The sequence below is a fragment of the Paenibacillus sp. FSL K6-1122 genome, from assembly GCF_037977015.1.
In the GTDB taxonomy this organism is placed as follows: Bacteria; Bacillota; Bacilli; order Paenibacillales; family Paenibacillaceae; genus Paenibacillus; species Paenibacillus amylolyticus.
Genome location: NZ_CP150272.1, coordinates 3,830,808 through 3,850,214 on the forward strand (window position 1 = coordinate 3,830,808; position 19,407 = coordinate 3,850,214).

Here is a 19,407-nt window from a genome sequence, read left to right on the forward strand (position 1 = left end):
TGCTAATAATCAAGTCGAATCAAGCAAATTAAAATGCAGAAAAATGTCGAATAAAGTGATTGCTAACTAATTTATTGTGTGATATTATGATCCAGTAAACGTTTACATCGATAACGAATTGAATATTAGCAGTGTTTGGCTGTTACTGGTAAAGCAGGCATGACCAAAATGATTTTGCATTTTCCTTATGTGAGTAGGGGAGGGCATATCGTTTTGGTCTTTTTTATATCCAAATTCAGAAATGAGGCATTGGTATGGATTATCGCAAGTTGGGACAAGAGATAACGGAATTGGTTGGGAAGAAAGAGAATATCGCTCGGCTTACGCACTGCGCAACTCGACTTCGGTTCGAACTGCACGACATCTCCAAAGCGGAGACAGAAAAACTCAAAGCACTTCCAGGTGTCATTACCGTTGTGAACAATGGTGGACAATACCAGGTCGTTGTGGGCAATGAGGTGCAGCAGGTCTACCGAGTTATCACTCAGCAGATGGGTTCGGCTACCCGAAGTGCGGACTCCAAATCGAATTCTGGCAAAAATAACGGACCAAAGCAAAAACAGAGCTGGATCTCCAGATTCATCAGCGTGATCTCAACAACATTTACTCCGGTAATTCCGGCAATCATTGGCGCAGGTATGATCAAAGCGATATTAGCCGTACTTGTGCTGACAGGCCTCGTAACGACGGAAAGCCAAAACTACTATATCCTTAATACCATTGCGGACGCGGCTTTTTATTTCATGCCTATTCTGCTGGCTTATGGAGCTTCCATTAAATTTGAAACAAGTCCCATTCTGGCGATGACAGTTGCCGGCGTGTTATTACACCCGGGATGGAGCGCCCTGATGGCGGAAGGAAAAGACGTGTTTTTCATCGGTGTGCCAGTTCGACTAACCGATTACGCGGGCTCCGTACTGCCGATTATTATCGTCGTTTGGCTCATGTCCTATATTGAACGTTTCGCGGATCGGGTATCGCCCTCAATGATCAAATTTTTCACGAAACCAATGATTGTACTATTGATTACAGCACCACTTGCATTGGTGGCGATTGGGCCTTTCGGAACGTACCTGAATGATCTGGTTGCGATGGGTGCAGAAGCGATCAATGCCAGAGCCAGTTGGCTGATTCCGTTGTTAATGGGAACTTTGCAACCATTCCTGATCGTAACAGGTACCGCATGGGCCATGACGCCGATTGCAACTAGCCAACTGACCAAAAATGGATATGAAATGATCAACGGTCCCGGAATGCTCGCGTCCAATATTGCTCAAGGTGGGGCCACCCTTGCTGTAGCATTGAAAACCAAAAACAAAAAACTGAAACAGCTCGCTGCTTCATCCGGTTTCACCGCTGTGCTGGGCATCACGGAACCATCCTTGTACGGTGTAACGCTGAAACTGAAGAAACCCTTAATTGCCGCAATGATCGGTGGTGGTGTAGCAGGGATATACGCTGGTCTGACCGGATTAGTACGTTATGCCTTCGTGTCTCCAGGGCTTGCCGCGTTACCTGCATTCATTGGCAGCAATCCGATGAACATCGTTCATGCCATTGTGACTTGTATGATCGCTTTTATCGTTACCTTTGCTCTGACATGGATCATTGGTTTTGAAGATCCAGTGGAAGATGAAGAAGAAGGAACTACCAACGTTAACGATGACAAGACACTTTCCGGGCAGCCTGTTCAAGACAACAGCCCAAGCACACAGTCTTCTACAATAACAAATGCAAATGTACCGAGCCAAAATGAATTACGTCCACTTACGATCGCCAGCCCGATGCAAGGGGAATTAGTCCATCTAGACCGTGTACCAGACGATGTCTTCTCTTTGGGATTACTGGGTAAGGGTGCTGCCATTATTCCTGCCAAAGGAGAACTGTATGCACCAATCGCAGGTGAAGTTACGGCTTTCATGGACTCCAAACATGCGGTCAAATTAAACGGTTATGATGGAGAAGAGGTGCTCATTCATATTGGAGTGGATACCGTCAACCTAAAGGGGAGACATTTTGACTCTTCCATTAAAGTAGGGGATCGCGTACAACGGGGTGACTTGTTGATCCGCTTTGATATCGATGCCATCAAGGCAGAAGGGTATGAAGTCATAACCCCGATCATTATCGCCAATTCGGATCGTTTCTCGGATATTAAGCTGGAGAAGCAGAATCCTGTGGAGGTTGGAGCAACCATTATCCATCTTTCGTAACAAACGTAATACGATACTTCATATGGTCCGTCATATATCATGATCAACATTTAAAATGAAGGAGTGCTTGAGATGTTATATCAACAGATCAAACCATTCCCCAATGAATTTCTGTGGGGAGGGTCTACCTCGGCCTATCAAGTGGAGGGAGCCTGGAACAAAGATGGCAAAGGCCTGTCCGTCATCGATATGTGTGATCATCCGGCTGGAACCGCCGATTTCACGGTTGCGAGCGATCACTATCACCGGTTCAGAGAAGACGTGAAGCTTTTTGCAGAGCTGGGCCTCAAAGCATATCGTTTTTCAATTGCATGGACTCGAATCTTGCCTTCAGGCACAGGGACTGTTAATGAGAAGGGACTCGATTTTTATCACCAATTAATTGACGAATTGCTGCTCCATGGTATTGAGCCCATTGTGACCATGTACCATTTCGACTTACCCTACGAGCTTGAGAAAACCGGAGGATGGAACAACCGGGGGACGATCGATGCCTTCGTCGAGTATGGGCGTATCTTGTTTGAGCATTACGGGCATAAAGTGAAATATTGGTTGACCATTAATGAGCAAAATACGATGATTCTTCATCCAGGTGCTATTGGTACACCAAAAGGCGGGCGTTTGCCATCCAATAAGGAACTGTATCAGCAAAATCATCACATGTTTGTAGCTCAAGGCAGAACGATGCGACTATTTCATGATATGCTCCCGCAAGGTAAGATCGGACCTGCTTTAAACATGACTTCCATGTACCAGGCAACCTCCAGACCAGCCGATGCAGTCGCTGCTCATAACTGGGAGACGATTCGTGGATGGGGTTTTCTCGACTTATCGGTGTGGGGACGGTATAATCCATTATTCTGGAGTTATTTACAGGAACGCGGCATCGAGCCGGTTATTGAGCAGGGTGACATGGAAGATATCCAGTTTGGCCGCCCCGATCTGGTAGCAATCAACTACTACTCGACGGCAACCATTGCCGCCAGTATGGGCGATGCGTCGGATGTTACAGCTCGTGCGGGTGATCAGCAAATTATGCTTGGCGAGCAGGGAGTATACCGGGCCGCGGAGAATCCTTATACGGAAAAAACGAAATATGGTTGGGTCATTGACCCGGTTGGCCTAAGGCTGACATTGCGTAAGGTATGTGAACGATATGGTCTCCCTATTCTAATTACGGAAAATGGTATTGGAGCCCCGGATGTACTTGAGGCAGATAACACCATTAACGATACGTACCGGATTGATTTTATCGAGAAACATCTGGAACAGATCAGACTGGCTCTAACGGATGGAGTAGATGTGATTGGTTATTGCCCTTGGTCCGTTATTGACTTGGTAAGCACACATCAGGGGTATGGGAAACGTTATGGAATGATCTATGTAAACCGCGGTGAACAGGATCTGAAAGACTTGAAGCGTTTGAAGAAGAAAAGCTTCTCGTGGTATCAAGAGGTCATTAAACAGAATGGCAGATGTATCGGAAATTCGGATCAGGCGGTCACGAAAGAATAAAGGATCGTGATGAATGCATGAGAGTAATCAAAATATTAAATAACAGCTTGCTTCTGATCAAAGATGAACAGGGGCAAGAAATGATTGTCATGGGAAAAGGGTTGGCATTCAAAGGCAAAGTCGGCGAGCGACTGGATGAAGAACACATCCAGAAACGATTCATTTTGCAAAATAATCCGTCTGCCCAGGCTTACGTACGAACCATCGAAAACATGCCAGATAAACATGTGAATGTCATAAACAAACTGATTACCAATGCAAAAGAAAAGCTGTCTCTTGACGATCAAATCTTCTTCACGCTTATGGATCACTTGTCATTTGCCATTGAACGATGGAAAAAAGGTGTAGCATTACAGAATCGCATGTTATGGGAGATCCAGAGGTTTCATCCTGTCGAGTTCGAACTGGGGGTTGAAGCTGTTCAGATGCTGAATCTAGAATTGGATATTGAACTGCCGGAGGAAGAAGCAGGGAATATCGCCTTTCATTTCGTGAATGCCCAAACACATGAGCAGAATATGGAGCGCACGGTGCAATCCGTTAAGATGTTAAAAGATATTTTTAACCTGATACAATACACCTTTGATATGCAATTGAACAAAAATTCCATTCATTATGTAAGACTTGTCACACATTTGCAATTCTTCATCCAGCGTTTACAAGAAGGACGTCTGGGCAATTCGGCGAAAGATTTTATATTTCAACACATGGTGAAGGAGCATCCGTTTGAATACAAATGCGCGGAGATGATTAAAACCTACGTGCAGAATATGCTGGATATCTCCATATCAAACGAGGAATTATTATATTTGATGATTCACATAGCTCGAATTGTGCAGGAGGATCAGGGTCACGAGGGACGATTATAAAACAAAGTTTATATGCCTGTTAGCAGACAGGAAAAAAGATACTTTCTAACGATGACCGTTTTCTCGTATTTTATCGGGAAACGGTCTTTTATTTTTGCAAATATGTAGCGGTTTTTTGATATCCCTTGCGAACGAACTCCAGCTTCCTAAACCCACATGAGATTACCAAGTGATAACATTTTATTGTAATTATTGTAAATTTGTTATATGTAAGCGTTATCCAAAGAGCTATAATCTATTTATCTGGATGTTAATCCGTTCAGAAATACTTAGACCAAATCAAGAGGAGGAATTGTATGAAACGGTTAGGTCAATGGAATATAACGGCCTTGGTTCTTGTGCTCGTACTCGCCATGCTTCCATTTACGAATGTCTCACATGCAGCCAAAGCAGTTACGGAAGTGGAGGGAGGTCATTTGAGTACAAACTTTGAAGACGGTACACTTCAGGGGTGGACTCCACGTACAGGTAACGAAAGGCTGACAGTGACACAGCAGGAAGCACACGAAGGTCAGTCCAGTATGCTGGTCGCCAACCGTGAGCGTTCCTATCATGGACCGATGTTATCCATGAAGGATCTGCTTAAGCGTAACCAAGAGTACGAAATTGCGGCATATGTAAGACTTACTCAGGAGCCCACCACGGATCAAACATTACAGCTCACCACATATAAAAAAACAACTGCCGAAAGCTGGAACCCAATCGGTAGCGTGAAAATTGCCAAAGCAGAATGGAATACATGGCACAAAATCACCGGAAAATTTCAGTATAGCGATGATCCCACTGAATTGAATTTGTTCATCGAAACACCCTACATCTCTGAAGATAGCGTAGATACGTTATCGTTCTATGTGGATGATGTATCATTTACTCTGGCCGAGCAACTGGAGATTGAAGAAGGGATTCGGTCTCTGAAAGACCTGTATCAAGATGATTTCCCCATTGGTGCAGCGGTGTATCGCTGGCAGTTGGAAGGCGCATATGGACAACTGCTCACAAAGCACTTTAACAGCTTGACCGCAACCTACGAGATGAAACCGAAGTACATGTCTCCTTCCGAAGGTGTTTATGAGTTCGAGGCAGCCGATCAATATGTTCAGTTCGCCGAGGAGCATGGTATGGGCGTACGCGCACATGCGTTGTTGTGGCATATTGATGCAGCAGAGTGGATGTTCAAGGATCCTCAGGGTAACCCTGCGAGTCGAGAATTACTACTTGCCCGGATTCAGGATTACGTTGAAACCGTCATGACCCGATACAAAGGTAAGATCTATGCCTGGGATGTGGTAAACGAGGCGATTGCGGATAGCAATGGTGATGCCAACGGTTTACGTAAAAGTCCCTTTTATGAACTAATTGGTCCGGATTATATTGAGAAAACCTATGAATTCGCTCGTGCAGCCGATCCGAATGCCAAATTATATTACAACGAATACTTCACGGAAATCTCTGAGAAAAGAGAGCATATGTATCAGTTGGTCAAACGACTGAAAGAGAAAGGGCTCATCGATGGTGTGGGTTTGCAATCCCACTATAACCTGGAATCCCCGCCCATCAAGGAAATTGAAAAAACGATCAGCATGTTCGCCGAACTTGGATTGGATATTCAGATCACGGAACTGGATGTGGATAGCGGAATTCCATTTGGTGAAGAGATGTCCGATGAAGTTGCAGTAAAGCAGGCGTATCGATATAAGGAACTGTTGGATTTGTACAAAAAACACAAAGACCACATTTCTTCAGTTACCTTATGGGGACTCCAAGATGAGAAGTCTTACAACAACCAGGCTATGCTGTTTGATTCAGCCCTGAAGGCCAAAAAGGCATACTGGGGACTCGTGGATGAATCCAGTTTGCCTGTGTTGACGCAGAGAGCCGTCTCACTTTCGGGTAAACCGGATATCAAAAAACAGACACAAGATCCGCTCTGGAACAAAGCGGTGTCTACTCCACTGAAGGGTGACTCTTCGGGATCAGCCAGTTTCCGCACTTTATGGGATCATAGTAACCTGTATATCCTCGTGGATGTACAGGATGCAAAGGCAGATGTGAATGACAGAGTAGATATCTTTGTTGATCTCAATAATGGCAAGACCACTTCATATGAAGCAGATGACCGACACGTAATCATTAAGCGGTCGGGCAAAGCTGAGGGTGTGGAGCAGCGTTCATATCGTGTACGCGAGACAAAAGCCGGATATCAGGTTGAATTGTCCATTCCGTGGGGTGGTATCCAAGTCGGATCAGAATATGAAGCCGGATTGGATATCCGTGTGACTGATGGCGGTTCAAGTGGGACACAACCTTATAATCCACTGTACTGGAATGATCGAACACAATCTCAGGAACAGGATACAAGCAAATACGGCGTGATTCAACTCGCCCCTATGCCCAAATCTGCACAAGCTGTGCAAGGGATTGTTCAGATTGATGGGAAGAAAGACACATCATGGAATAAGGCTGCACCATTTGAAGTAAAACGGTTGAACCAGAGCGAAGGTGCAGAGGCAGTGGCTCGCGCAATGTGGTCAGGTGAGTATCTATACCTGCTGATCGACGTCACTGATCCAAACATCATTACAGATAGTATCAACCCATGGGATCAGGATTCGGTTGAGATTTTCCTGGACGAGAATCACCAGCGCACACCGTATTTTCAATATGATGATGCCCAGTTCAGAATCAGTGCAGACAATGTGGGAACCTTTGCAGGGGGTGCCTCACCTGGACGCCTTGTAAGTGCTGTGAAGAAAACAAATAAAGGATATCTCGTAGAAGCCAGAATTCATTTACAATCATTGACGCCCAAAGCAGGAAATGTTCTCGGTTTCGAGCTCCAAATTAACGACAACCAGGGCGGAGGTAAGCAGAGCGTAGCCAAGTGGAATGATACGACCAATGAGAGCTGGAGAAATACTTCCCAGTACGGAATACTCACTTTTGTCGGAAAGAACAAACTCGGGCATTAAACCATCGGCAGTAGTTGCAAGAATAGAAACCATCATAACAGTGGCTGAAACTCAACCATTGTTGTGATGGTTTTCATCGTTTACATACGTCACCAAAGGTGATGAGGGGCGATACAATCTTCCTTGACTATATTTAACAGCCCTTGATATACTAAATGGATGTTATTTTATCTTTTATGGGAATAGGAAAGTAATCAACTACATACAACCGTTTGCGAGGGAGCCTTAACCGGCTGAGAGGGTGTTAAACCGACCTTACCTGATTTGGATAATGCCAACGTAGGGATGCAACGATGAAACACTGTACTTGGGTAGCTCATGCGAACCCCCTTGTTTTAGTGTATTTGTCTGCGAAACATCCATAGGATGTTTCGTTTTTTTGTTTTTAAATACGTACATTATGAATTGGAGGAACACATGTTGACTATTTCAGAGAGACTATATCAGGCAGCACAGCCTGTGTGGAAGGAATGTCTTGAGCATCCCTTTGTTAAAGGAATCGGAGATGGTTCCTTAACGGTTGAACAATTTCGTTATTATTTGCTGCAAGACTACTTGTACCTGTTCGATTATGCCCGCGTATTTGCACTAGGTATTGTCAAGTCGCACGACCCCAAATTGATGCAGTTTTTTAGTGAAAACGTAGATAACATCCTGAATGGTGAAATGAAAATTCATCGTTCTTATATGGAGCGATTAGGAATTACAGAGGATCATGTTTTCCAGGTAAAACCTGCCCTGAAAAATGCAGCCTATACTAACTATATGCTCTCTGTTTCCCATGCGGGTGGCATAGCAGAAGTACTTGTATCCATTCTGGCCTGCTCATGGAGCTATGCAGAGATTGGTCAAGTCCTTGCCCAAAAGCCAGGTGCAGCTGAGCATCCTTTTTACGGAGAGTGGATCACAGGATATGCTTCCTCTGAATACAACAGCAACAATCAATCCCTAGTGACGTTAACTGATAAGCTATTAGAAGGCTGTAGCGAGGGAACGTACCAACGGATGGAGGATATTTTCGTGATGTGCAGTCGCTTTGAGCTTGATTTTTGGGAAATGTCATGGAAGCTGGAGCCTTAAGTTCACTGTAGTCAATTAAAGTAGAGAGCAGCGGCCATAAACAGTCTCAGGATAGAAATAAGTAGAATACGTAAAGGAACGCTTGCAATAAGCGTGTTTCGTGACGATGCCAAAAAAAGGGCGGATAGTATCCGCCTTTTTTCATTGTTGAAATTCTTGACACAGGGACATTTTGTTCTCTGAAGTCTCTGGCTAAAATCAAAAAGGGTGTCAGGACGGAATGTTCATAGCAGTCTGAATGTTTTTCAGATCGAGCTGAATTTGCTCTGCAATATGGTAAGGGTGGTATAAACCATGCTGCACCATGTAATTTGATATCTTTTCATGAGAATCTATGGCTTCATCGAGCTGTTTCATCAAAATTTGTTTGATTTCGGGGGTGGCACATTCGGTCACAGCCATGGCGTAGTTTCTGACACCGCTCTTGGCGTTCATCAAAAAATCCATTGCGATCACGTCATCGGTCAGCGTATTAAGACCAGTCATGTGTTCTAATATTGGGTTCATTTTTTTATCTCCTATACAGTCGCTTTAGACAGCACTCCACCGAGCTCCTGAAGCTGCTGTTGTGATAAGATCGCATCTTGTTGCAAAATTTGCTTGAGCTCCGGGTCGGTTACCAGAGCTTGCATGGTCTTGGATTTAGTCATACAAACCGTCTTGAACGCAGCTATTTCATGTACCTCGAGAATCTCATGCAAAGCGTATGTGGAATCCATTCAGATTGTCCTCCCATGTATCTATTCATATTTAAGGCTTTAAGATGACTTTAATGCAATCGTCCGTTTTTGTATCGAACACTTCATAGCCCCGTTTGGCCTCGCTGAGCGGAATGACGTGCGTAACAATGTCGCCAGGGTCCACTTTGCCAGACGTAACCAACTCGTACATGTATGGCATGTAGTGAATGACCGGAGCTTGTCCGGAACGGATATTCACGTTTCGCTGCATGATATCACCGAGCGGGAATCCGTTATAACGTCCGCCGTATACCCCAGTGACTTGAATGGTGCCACCTTTGCGAACAGCCTGAGATGCAATGATAAATGCGCTCATGGTGCCGCCTTGCAGTTTCATACCGCTGGCTAGAAATTCAAGATCGCTCATCTTGCCGTCCATTCCTACCGCATCAATGACAACATCGGCGCCGCCTTTGGTCATTTCCTTGAGAGTGTTCCCAATATTCTTATCCTGTTCGAAGTTTACTATTTCCACATTGTTTGTTCGCTTCGCATGCTTTAAGCGGTAATCGACATAGTCGACGGCTATGACCCGCTTAGCTCCTTTCAGCCAGCAGAACTTCTGGGCTAGGAGTCCGACCGGGCCGCAGCCGAGCACAATGACCGTATCTCCATTTTTAACGCCGGCGTTATCTACGCTCCAGAATGCCGTCGTCATGGCATCGGCGATCAAGCTTAGCTTTTCGTCCGGTTGTTCGCAGTTTTCAGGGATCTTAAAGTGGGTAAAATTAGCAAATGGGACCCGTAAATACTCCGCTTGCCCGCCGGGATATCCGCCGGTCGTTCCGGAGTAGCCGAAATATGCGCCCATATCCCCGTGTTCGTTGGAATTGTCACATTGGCTTTCCAGCTGATTTTTGCAAAAAAAGCATTCTCCGCATGCGATGTTAAACGGGATGATTACGCGGTCGCCTTTTTTTACCTTGGTCACGCCAGGGCCCACTTCTTCTACGATCCCCATCGGCTCATGTCCGATGACATAGTTTTCCTGAAGGTTAGGGATCATCCCGTGAATAAGATGAAGGTCAGAACCGCAAATCGCGGTACTGGTGATCTTTACGATCATATCGTCCGGTTTCACAATCTTCGCATCCGGCACCTCTTTGACCACGACATTTTTAACCCCTTGATACGTTACCGCCTTCATGCTTTATGTCCTCCAATATGTTCATCTGGGGTCCGATCAAACATCCCTTTACGTGACGTATCACCCGGGAACAGATTCATCTGCCCGATCATCACCGTATTTTTCGCCGAAAGCTGATCGAGTTGGTACTGTTCGTTCAGCTCATAAGGATGAAACCATTTTTTGCGAATCATGAGCTCCGAAATTTCTTGGTGCATTGAAATTCCCTGCTTCAGATGAGTATGCAACAGGGCTCTTACATCCGGTGAAGCCGTTTCCGTCAGGGCGATGGACAAATTACGTACACCCTCCTTGGCACGAAGAAGGAAATCCATGGCAAAAGTCATATCTGCCATTTCCGGCATATTCAATGAATTAATCGGATCTAAATAATCGGTATTCATCTGAGTTCCCCTTAATGTGTTATAGGTGTCGGATTATTCGGAACGGGTGCTTGAAAAGGAGCTCTTGCGTAGATTGCTTGCAGCTCAGCAATCTGTTGTATGGATTGAATTACGTCTTTCTGCATTAATGCTTTTAGCTCTTGGTCAAAGACCAGGCCTTGCATAAGTTTCGACTTAGCGATGCAGAGCGTTTTGAAGTTTAACGCTTCATGCAGTTCCATCGATTCGTGCGGCGCTAGCGTTGGATTAGCCATTCAGAAATGATCCCCTCCTTTTTCATCAAGATTAGATTTTCCAATGCATCGGATCTTATACTAATATGGATCACCGGAGAGGTAAGATCCGAATATTCCCATACAGTCGCAGGGATATATACAAAATCTCAATCCCATACTTATTTCTGTTTAAATGAATGATCTTACTCATGGAAGGAGGAGTCACGGTGCCCAATAAAAACAAAATTGATCTAGCAACCGAAAACGCAAGAAAACCAGCAGAAGATGCACTTAACTCGAGTGGTAGTAATACGCTGGAGCAGCATGCATCTAACGCGGTTTCTAAGGTGCAGACGGCTTTAAATCAGGCAATAAGCTCGTTAAGTGAATCTAATGCGGCAACAAATTCACAAGCGTTGGAGATTGCCAGGCAGCAATTGACCCGAGCAGAGGAATTTTTAGATCAAGCGATAACTTCAGCCAATGCATTAGGTTTACCGGACCAACAATAAAACGGTTTTGGTACTGATAAGCTTGGCAAAGTTTTGCGTTGACGATCGGAAGAAGCATTTTTCCTAGAGCACATATAGTTAACGTCAACATGCTTCGGCTTACGCCGAAGTTTTTTTGTATTTTTAAATGTATCGGACAATTTCAAAATCGAGGTTAAAAAAGAATGATTAAGGGCCAGGCATTAGAAAAAGTCTTGAACATAATTATAGGTAATATCTATTCAACTATGTTGAGGAGGACATCATACAGCCTATGTTACCTATGGAAGAATATTTTGGTAAGTTAGAACTCGTTCATTCCTTTTACGGGGCTATGCCTACAGGCGTTAGTGTATCCGAAACCGGGCGTACCTTTATTTGCTTTCCAAAATGGGGAGATGACGTTAGATTTACGGTAGCGGAAATTGTTGATGGTCAGATGCAACCTTATCCTAATGAAGAAACGAATTTGATCAACCCATTGAATATCGTTATGTCCTTCATTAGTGTCCAGAGTGTTGTTGCAGATGGAAGGGGAACCCTGTGGGTACTGGACACGGCTGCACCAAATTTTTCAGAGCCTATTAAAGGAGGGGCAAAATTAGTCGCGGTAGATTTAGAAACAAATACAATTAGAAAAGTATATACATTTGCAGATGATGTAGTCTTGCCGACAACGTATCTAAATGATGTCCGATTTGACTTTCGTGTAGGAAAAGCAGGTTACGCATATATAACGGATTCTTCTTCCAATGGTCCAGGCGCTATTATCGTCGTAAATTTAGAAAACGGAAATGCGTATAGACGGTTGCATGGAGCAAGCTCGACCTCACCCGATCCGTATTTTGTGCCGAAAGTGGAAGGTAAAATTTTGATGAATCGAAACGCGGATGGTTCGACATCTCCGTTTCGATTGGCCTCTGATGGTATAGCGATTTCCCCTGATGGAAAAATGTTATTCTATTGTCCATTAACCAGTCGCCAGTTATTCTCTATCTCAACAGAATCGTTAAGAGACAGAACGATACCGGATTTTAAGTTAAGTGATCTTGTGCAGTATTGGGGAGAGAAGGGTGCATCTGATGGGATGATCACAGACGCTAAAGGAAACGTTTATGCTGGAGATTACGAAAACGATAGTATTCGAAAGATATTGCCAAATGGAATCATGGAAACCATCGCCCATGATCCCCGAATTTTATGGCCGGATACTTTTTCTATTGGTCCGGATCAATACTTATATGTAATTGTGAACCAATTACATAGGCAGGCCAGATTTCATTACGGAAAAGACCTGCGACAAAAACCCTATAGTCTACTACGCATGAACATTGATGAATTACCTGCTCCTACCTTTTGATACATCCCACTTTTCAAAGCAGATTTTAATAGCAGATTATTCAGTTCATTTTGCGGGACCGTAGGCCCTTTATCTAAGGGCAATATAGTAATTCTAATGAACTTAAGATAGGGACAGGTATCAGTTGATGCCTGTCTTTTTGTTTTTTGTCGCCCAAGAGGAAAGCCGGAGACAGATACAAAGGGTAGGGTACCATAATACACTCATTCGATTAAGATTAATCTGGTAGCATGTTGTTCCCGATATTGCTGTTAAACTACAAATTGCCGGTCGTATGATTTTTCGATTACAGGACAAGATATTAACCTTATCACCATTTTATTACTTTGATAAAGGAGACGACCATGGTTGAAAAACACGAGCCTCAAATGAAAAATCATCAAAAGTCTACATGGCTTGATGATTTAAAACAGATATTAAACCATATGGAAGATGCCGAAATCATTGAGCACAAAATAGGTACGAGTGCTTCAGTCCATCTTTTATTTATAAAAACATTAATAGATCAAGAGCGTTTAAACGAGGCGATTATTCAGCCACTTCATCAATCAGGCGGAAATTCGCTTCCTTCATGCATAATCAATTCTGATGTTTCAGAAGTTATATCGATCGAAGATGCTGGGCAAAAAATAATGCAAGGATATATTCTTCTATACGATTCAGTCAACGATCAATGGCTAGGCATACAGTTGGAAAATCCTCTTGGCCGGGCAATTGAACCTTCCCAAACGGAAACGGTTATATATGGAGCGAAAGATAGCTTCAGCGAACAAATCGATAATAACATTACAATGTTGCGCAGACGTTTGCCTATAACGACATTAAAAACGGAAAGCTTCACTATAGGATCACTGAGTAAAACAAAAGTTGTGTTAATGTACATAGACGGAATAATTAATCCGGAATTTGTTTCCCTTGCAAGAGAGAAAATTGAAAGTGTGGATTTCGATCAGTTTTTAGACTCCGCACAGCTTGCAGCTTTTATTGAAGATCATAACCATACGGTCTTTCCCCAGTTTCTACAAACGGATCGGCCGGATGCCTGCGCCTTCGCCTTAGGTGAGGGTAAGCTGACTTTATTAGTCTCCAATTCACCGTTTGCTTTAATTTGTCCCATTACATTATTCCATCTATTCCAATCGCCAGAAGACTACTTCCTTCGTTGGCCGGTAGCCAGTTTTTTACGTTTAATGAGGTATGGAAGTTTTATTATTTCTTTGACGATGATTCCTTTTTATGTTGCGTTAACGACATTTCATTACCAAATGGTTCCGCTGCCGATTCTCTTCGTATTATTGGAATCGAGAAGCAAATTGCCCTTTACTCCGTTTGTGGAAGGAATTTTCATGATCGTAACGCTGGAAATCATCAAAGAAGCAAGTTTGCGAATGCCGACCAAAACCAGTCAAACTCTAGGGGTTATCGGTGGTATTGTCATTGGACAAGCGGCTGTAGAGGCAGGCTTTGCAAGTAAAGTATTAATTGTTTTGATGGGTATATCCGCTATTGCTTTCTTTTTAGTTCCCAATTATCAAATGACAAAATCCATGGTTCTGTTGCAATTGCTTCTTCTTATCCTTGCATCGTTTCTTGGGCTGCCAGGAATCGTGGTCGGGATAATCGGCATTCTTGCGCATCTCCATGCATTAACGTCATTAGGTCAACCTTATTTAGCGCCGCTTTCACCTTTTTATGGGAAGGATTGGATTGACCTCTTTATTCGCGGGCCTTTGATTTGGATGAAAACGCGTCCGCATAATCTAAAACCACTACAGAAATGGCGACAGGAGAAGATGAAGAAATGAAGACTTTATCCCTATTCAATCAAACTTCCACCCTTGGCGGCATCCATTTCCTTTTATTAGTTAATCGAACGCAAATGCATTATTTTATTTTAATCATGCCGGTTTATTTGGTTCATTCCTATATGGTTTGGGGAATTGTCGCCTTGGGGCTACTGTCCCAACTTAATTTGATGATGCTATCCAAATGGTTTACTTCCAGTTATGCATCGAAAGGCTATCAAGGATTTGTACAGCTTTTTGGGAAACGGGCGGTTCAAGTTTTCGCGATACTTGGTTTTGTAATAATACTGTTAAAAATTTCAATCATCACACTGGGTTACGTTGAAATGCTCCATAATTTTATATATCCATCAATGAATAAAAAGTGGCTGATCCTAGTTATCCTTTCGATCAGTTTATTTGTGGCTTCACATGGCATGGAAAAAACATTGCGTTTTGTCGTTATCGCCTTTCTTTGCGGGGCGTGGATCTTAATCATGTTTATTCCCTTTTTCTTTCCAACGATTGCAAATTACCGCGATTTGTATCCTCTAATCCCCACCGAATGGTCAGGACATTCATGGCAGGGCTTGTTGTTTATTTGGTCGGCATTTTCCGGTCCAGTATATTTGGCCTTTATGGTTCCATGGTTAAGCTCCAATAAAAAAATATCAAAATATCTTGTCATTGGAAACATGCTGACGATTATGGAATATTCATTATTGTTCATTGCTTCGGTATTGTTTTACGGTTCAAACTTTTTAAGCAAGATCAACTTTCCGGTAGTATATATGGGAAGTTACATTCAAATGAGTGGTTTAGAACGAATCGATTACATCCTTATCTCTTTCCATATGTTTAATTATGTATTTGACATTTCAATTCTTTTGTTGTGTTTATATGGAGCTGGAAGAGTCTTTATGAAAAAAATGAACAAAAGCACAACTCGGCTCGGATTATTGTCGAGTTGGTTTGTCATTTTGATAAGTATTATCATAATGGATCAATGGTTATGGCAAACGGTTCCGGGTCAAAAGATGTTGCTGAACATTCAAATCTGGCTTGGTGCATTCATTTATTTACTTGTTCCTACGATCCTTTTCACTATGGTTAAACGAAAGGAGAGTGTGTAGGCATGATACCATACAAGCATTATGGTTTATTGGCGATTGTAAGCCTTATGTGGATGGCCGGTTGCTCTTCACCATATGCCGAGAACAATATCATCGAAGAGATCGCTCCGGTAGTTTTCTGGTCGGTTGACAAGGGGACGGAGGGGAAGTTTAAAATCAGCACTTTAGTGCCACCACTCATCAAAGAAAAAAAACGCTTTCTCTCCAAGGAAGTTGATCTGTTAAAACAGGGGGGCAAGGAGTTTAATTTAATTTATTATCGGGAATTAAAGCAGGGGCAGCTGCGAATGTTATTAATCAATGAGGAACTGGCAACAAAAGAAGGCATTGAAAAGCTGATCAATACGATATTGGTTGATCCCGATATTTCAATGCATGTCTATTTATTGATTGTCAGAGGCGATTTTGATGAATACATAAAAAATCAATTGACGAAGCAAGAAAACCAAGATTATTTTCTTTATCGGATGTTAAAGCATTACGAGGAACATAACCAAGGTGAAATGAGCATTGTCAATATTCATCAATTCATGAAGATGTTATATTCCCCTCTTAAGGATCCGATCCTGCCGGTTTTTCATGCGGATAAAAACAATTTCAATTACGTAGGAACGGCCTTTTTCCAAAATGATAAAGAAGTAATGGTTACTCAAGACGTAAGTGATGAAATTTTTCAACTTCTGGATAACGATCATTTCTTAAAAGTCTTGGCCATTCCAAAGTTATCTATCAGTTTGGGACGTGTTCGATCCAATATTCGCATGAAACTATCAAGTGACTATTCATCCTTGTCTTTACATGTGGGATTGAAAGGAAGAATTGAGGAATATCAGGGAGAAAAGAATATTCAAAGCGAGGAACAATTGGAACATTTAATTCATGAGATTGAGGTATACCTTGAGGAACAAACGTCAGAATTATTAAAAAGTATGCAACGGTTGAGAGTGGATCCCTTAGAGGTCGGAACACATTCACTTAAGCCTTTTTCTAAACCAATAACGGAAGAGCAATGGTTGAGATATTGGGAAAATATGAAAATTAATGTTGACTTCGACATCAAAATACAGCCTTTGATTAATGTTGAACGGCTGTCGTGATTTAAAAGATGCCCCCTACATGATCAAATACATCATTGTGGGGGCATCTTTTTGTTCAAATCATGTACAAAGAGAGCTTATTACTGCAGCCCGTGGCGGACAAGCCATTTGGATATCTTTAGAAAATGGAAAGTCTAATGATCTTATCGTCAACAATAACAAAATGATAATCCAATAATAGCGGATCGGGTAGACCCGTCTTATCGTAGGTACCATCCAGCTTGCATGTTAACACAATTTCATCACCTATTTTTTTGGCTTTTGTTGGCTCTAACGTTACATTCGCCGCGAAATGGTTTTGATCACTCCATTTCCGAATCGCCTGTTTGCCATTTCGCTTTTTTCCTTCATCCATCACAACGGCATTTTCTGAAAAACAATCTACAAATACTACTGGGTCTGGCTTGTTAGATGCAGTAATGTATTTGGCAATTACAGACGGTAAATGATTGAGATCCATATTGTTCTCTCCCTTTATTAATTAATTATTAGACGGTAGGGATAGTTCCCCCATCTATGACATATTCACTACCTGTAATAGATGCTGCTCGGTCTGAGACCAGAAATGCGACCAGCTCAGCGACTTCTTCAGGAAATCCTGGCCGACCAATTGGAATACCTCCGAGTGAAGTCATAAGTTGTTCAAGGGCACTTTCTCGACTTCCGGTTTCAGTTGCGATCCGATCAATTAATGCGTCAGCTGCTTCTGTCTGAATAAACCCAGGAGACAACGTATTTATGCGAATTCCTTGTGGGGAAAATTCATTTGATAATCCCTTGCTATAATTAGCCAGCGCGGCTTTGGCAGACGCATAAGCCAGTGTAGTTTCATATAAAGGCAAACGTCTCTGGATGGAAGTGAAATGAAGAATAACGCCTGAATTATTTTCTAACATAAGTGGAATTAAGCCACGATCAAGTCGAACTGCTGCGAGTAAATTCCAATTTAATGTATGAAGCCAATCCTCATCACTCAATGCAAGTGCGCCTCCTGGTGGTGTCGTTGATCCACCTACGCAATGGACGATAATATCGATACCTCCAAGTTGCTCTTTTACTGCTGTAATTATTTGCTCTACACCTTCAGGTGTGGCGACATCTGCTTGCACAAATTTGACCGAATTTGGCAAGTCAGCAGATAGGGAACGGGCAGTAGTAAGAACTGTAGCTCCGCCGTTTGCAAGTCTTTTCACAACTGCTTGCCCCATTCCCTTTGTTCCTCCGGTTACAAGCACCCTTTTACCTTTAAATTCTGATACAGAGAACTCAAACTCTTTATGCATAACTATTCCTCCTAGTGATGGTATTCAATGATTAATTTGAAATTGCTCTGTCTCTAAACCTTAATGTGTAGTTCGAGAGGAGCTAGAACTAATACTACACTTGCTACTTTCATAACGTCCAATTTATTATAATAATAGAAATGATGAATATTATTAATATATGGAGGGGTGTTTTAATGGAACTTACACAATTGGAATACTTTATGACCGTTGCACAGCTTGAACATATGACCTTAGCCTCCAAAAAACTCGGTATTACTCAGCCAGCGTTAAGTCATGCAATTGCCAAGCTTGAAAACGAGATAGGAGCTCCTTTATTTGAGAGAAATGGACGAAATATTAAGCTGAACCGCAACGGTACTATGTTCTCTAAATGGATTGGTAGGGCCCTACATAATATTGAAAATGGTCTAAAGGAAATCGAAGAGTGGTCCAACCCGGATACTGGTGTGATTACGTTGTCTTATCTAAATATTCTCGGTGTTGAATTGATCCCTAGCCTAATTCGGAGTTATCAATTGAAGTATCCCAAAGTTCGGTTCGAATTGACACAAGGGAACTTAGGAGATATTGATGAACATCTGGAGCAAGGATTCTCGGATATTATGATTACATCGAGGGAATCTACTTTGGATAATCATCACTGGAAGACGATTAAAAATGTTCCTTTATACATTGTTGTTCCCTCCCAACATCGTTATGCAGATTGTAGCGCTCTTAGTTTGACAGAGCTGTCTGGCGAGCCTTTTATTGGATTGAAAAACAACTGTGGATTAAAAGCAACGATCATATCCCGGTTCCGACATACCGGATTTTTTCTTGCTTCGGCTTATGAAGCGGAGGACCTGATCACTGTAGCCGGTTTTATAAAGTCGGGTCTAGGTGTATCAGTACTGCCTAAGACGCTGGGGTTGATGTTAGATGAATTGGTCTGGATCCCTATCATTGATGAAGGATGGTACTGGGAAATAGGATTAAAGTGGAGAGATGATCATAATATTTCCCCAGCAGCGAAAAGGTTTATTGAATATGTGGATACTTTACATCAAGGAGAATGACCGCCAAATTTTTTAGTTTTGAAAAGAAATTCTGAGAAAACAATCATACTTTATTGTATTTGAACACAAG

Annotated in this window: 18 protein-coding genes and 1 riboswitch; of the genes, 11 read left to right on the forward strand and 7 right to left on the reverse strand. The window is 42.6% G+C overall.

The window, feature by feature from the left end; genetic code table 11:
• The first annotated feature begins 254 nt into the window (after positions 1-254).
• The 5 genes from NSQ20_RS17310 to tenA all read left to right on the forward strand — a co-directional run bounded on the left by NSQ20_RS17310 (position 255) and on the right by tenA (position 8,646).
• Complete coding sequence (locus tag NSQ20_RS17310; RefSeq protein ID WP_036615420.1) at positions 255-2,213, forward strand: beta-glucoside-specific PTS transporter subunit IIABC; 1,959 nt, start codon at positions 255-257, stop codon at positions 2,211-2,213.
• Positions 2,214-2,285: 72 nt separating this feature from the next.
• Positions 2,286-3,728, forward strand: coding sequence for a glycoside hydrolase family 1 protein (locus NSQ20_RS17315; protein WP_036615418.1), 1,443 nt, complete (start codon positions 2,286-2,288; stop codon positions 3,726-3,728).
• Positions 3,729-3,745: 17 nt separating this feature from the next.
• Positions 3,746-4,597 (forward strand): PRD domain-containing protein, encoded by an 852-nt coding sequence (locus NSQ20_RS17320; protein ID WP_036616055.1) that lies wholly within the window; start codon positions 3,746-3,748, stop codon positions 4,595-4,597.
• 296 nt (positions 4,598-4,893) lie between these two features.
• Positions 4,894-7,566 (forward strand): endo-1,4-beta-xylanase, encoded by a 2,673-nt coding sequence (locus NSQ20_RS17325; protein ID WP_340030409.1) that lies wholly within the window; start codon positions 4,894-4,896, stop codon positions 7,564-7,566.
• A gap of 206 nt (positions 7,567-7,772) precedes the next feature.
• Positions 7,773-7,870, forward strand: a riboswitch (TPP riboswitch).
• Positions 7,871-7,983: 113 nt separating this feature from the next.
• On the forward strand, positions 7,984-8,646 hold the full coding sequence (gene tenA / locus NSQ20_RS17330; protein WP_083669638.1) for a thiaminase II: 663 nt from the start codon (positions 7,984-7,986) through the stop codon (positions 8,644-8,646).
• A gap of 210 nt (positions 8,647-8,856) precedes the next feature.
• Here the strand turns inward: tenA and NSQ20_RS17335 are convergent, their stop codons facing one another.
• Genes NSQ20_RS17335 through NSQ20_RS17355 form a run of 5 tightly spaced genes read right to left on the reverse strand, consistent with a single transcriptional unit; the run spans position 8,857 to position 11,170 of the window.
• Positions 8,857-9,153, reverse strand: coding sequence for a spore coat protein (locus tag NSQ20_RS17335; RefSeq protein WP_036615415.1), 297 nt, complete (start codon positions 9,151-9,153; stop codon positions 8,857-8,859).
• Positions 9,154-9,164: 11 nt separating this feature from the next.
• Positions 9,165-9,365: a hypothetical protein gene (locus tag NSQ20_RS17340; protein ID WP_036615413.1), complete on the reverse strand. Its 201-nt coding sequence runs from the start codon at positions 9,363-9,365 to the stop codon at positions 9,165-9,167.
• 31 nt (positions 9,366-9,396) lie between these two features.
• Positions 9,397-10,533, reverse strand: coding sequence for a zinc-dependent alcohol dehydrogenase (locus tag NSQ20_RS17345; RefSeq protein ID WP_036615410.1), 1,137 nt, complete (start codon positions 10,531-10,533; stop codon positions 9,397-9,399).
• Entirely contained in the window at positions 10,530-10,916 is a 387-nt protein-coding gene (locus tag NSQ20_RS17350; RefSeq protein WP_036615408.1) for a spore coat protein, read from the reverse strand. Before NSQ20_RS17350 ends, NSQ20_RS17345 begins: the two co-directional genes overlap by 4 nt.
• A gap of 11 nt (positions 10,917-10,927) precedes the next feature.
• The gene (locus NSQ20_RS17355) at positions 10,928-11,170 is read right to left on the reverse strand and encodes a hypothetical protein (protein ID WP_036615405.1); all 243 of its coding nucleotides are present in this window, start codon (positions 11,168-11,170) and stop codon (positions 10,928-10,930) included.
• Between the two features lie 188 nt (positions 11,171-11,358).
• Between NSQ20_RS17355 and NSQ20_RS17360 the strand changes: the two genes are divergently transcribed.
• From NSQ20_RS17360 to NSQ20_RS17380, 5 genes are all read left to right on the forward strand, one after another.
• Positions 11,359-11,643: a hypothetical protein gene (locus NSQ20_RS17360; protein ID WP_036615403.1), complete on the forward strand. Its 285-nt coding sequence runs from the start codon at positions 11,359-11,361 to the stop codon at positions 11,641-11,643.
• A 253-nt stretch (positions 11,644-11,896) separates the two neighbouring features.
• Positions 11,897-12,982, forward strand: coding sequence for an L-dopachrome tautomerase-related protein (locus NSQ20_RS17365; RefSeq protein ID WP_174806471.1), 1,086 nt, complete (start codon positions 11,897-11,899; stop codon positions 12,980-12,982).
• Positions 12,983-13,326: 344 nt separating this feature from the next.
• Positions 13,327-14,787, forward strand: a complete 1,461-nt coding sequence (locus tag NSQ20_RS17370) for a spore germination protein (protein WP_036615397.1) — start codon at positions 13,327-13,329, stop codon at positions 14,785-14,787.
• The gene (locus NSQ20_RS17375) at positions 14,784-15,899 is read left to right on the forward strand and encodes a GerAB/ArcD/ProY family transporter (RefSeq protein WP_036615394.1); all 1,116 of its coding nucleotides are present in this window, start codon (positions 14,784-14,786) and stop codon (positions 15,897-15,899) included. Before NSQ20_RS17370 ends, NSQ20_RS17375 begins: the two co-directional genes overlap by 4 nt.
• Before the next feature lie 2 nt (positions 15,900-15,901).
• Complete coding sequence (locus tag NSQ20_RS17380) at positions 15,902-16,996, forward strand: Ger(x)C family spore germination C-terminal domain-containing protein (protein WP_036615391.1); 1,095 nt, start codon at positions 15,902-15,904, stop codon at positions 16,994-16,996.
• Positions 16,997-17,114: 118 nt separating this feature from the next.
• Here NSQ20_RS17380 and NSQ20_RS17385 read toward each other — a convergent pair whose 3' ends face one another.
• Positions 17,115-17,456, reverse strand: a complete 342-nt coding sequence (locus tag NSQ20_RS17385) for a nuclear transport factor 2 family protein (protein WP_036615388.1) — start codon at positions 17,454-17,456, stop codon at positions 17,115-17,117.
• A gap of 28 nt (positions 17,457-17,484) precedes the next feature.
• Complete coding sequence (locus tag NSQ20_RS17390; RefSeq protein ID WP_036615385.1) at positions 17,485-18,279, reverse strand: SDR family oxidoreductase; 795 nt, start codon at positions 18,277-18,279, stop codon at positions 17,485-17,487.
• Between the two features lie 176 nt (positions 18,280-18,455).
• Here NSQ20_RS17390 and NSQ20_RS17395 point away from each other — a divergent pair, with 176 nt between their 5' ends.
• On the forward strand, positions 18,456-19,337 hold the full coding sequence (locus NSQ20_RS17395; RefSeq protein ID WP_036615383.1) for a LysR family transcriptional regulator: 882 nt from the start codon (positions 18,456-18,458) through the stop codon (positions 19,335-19,337).
• The last annotated feature ends 70 nt before the right edge of the window (positions 19,338-19,407 follow it).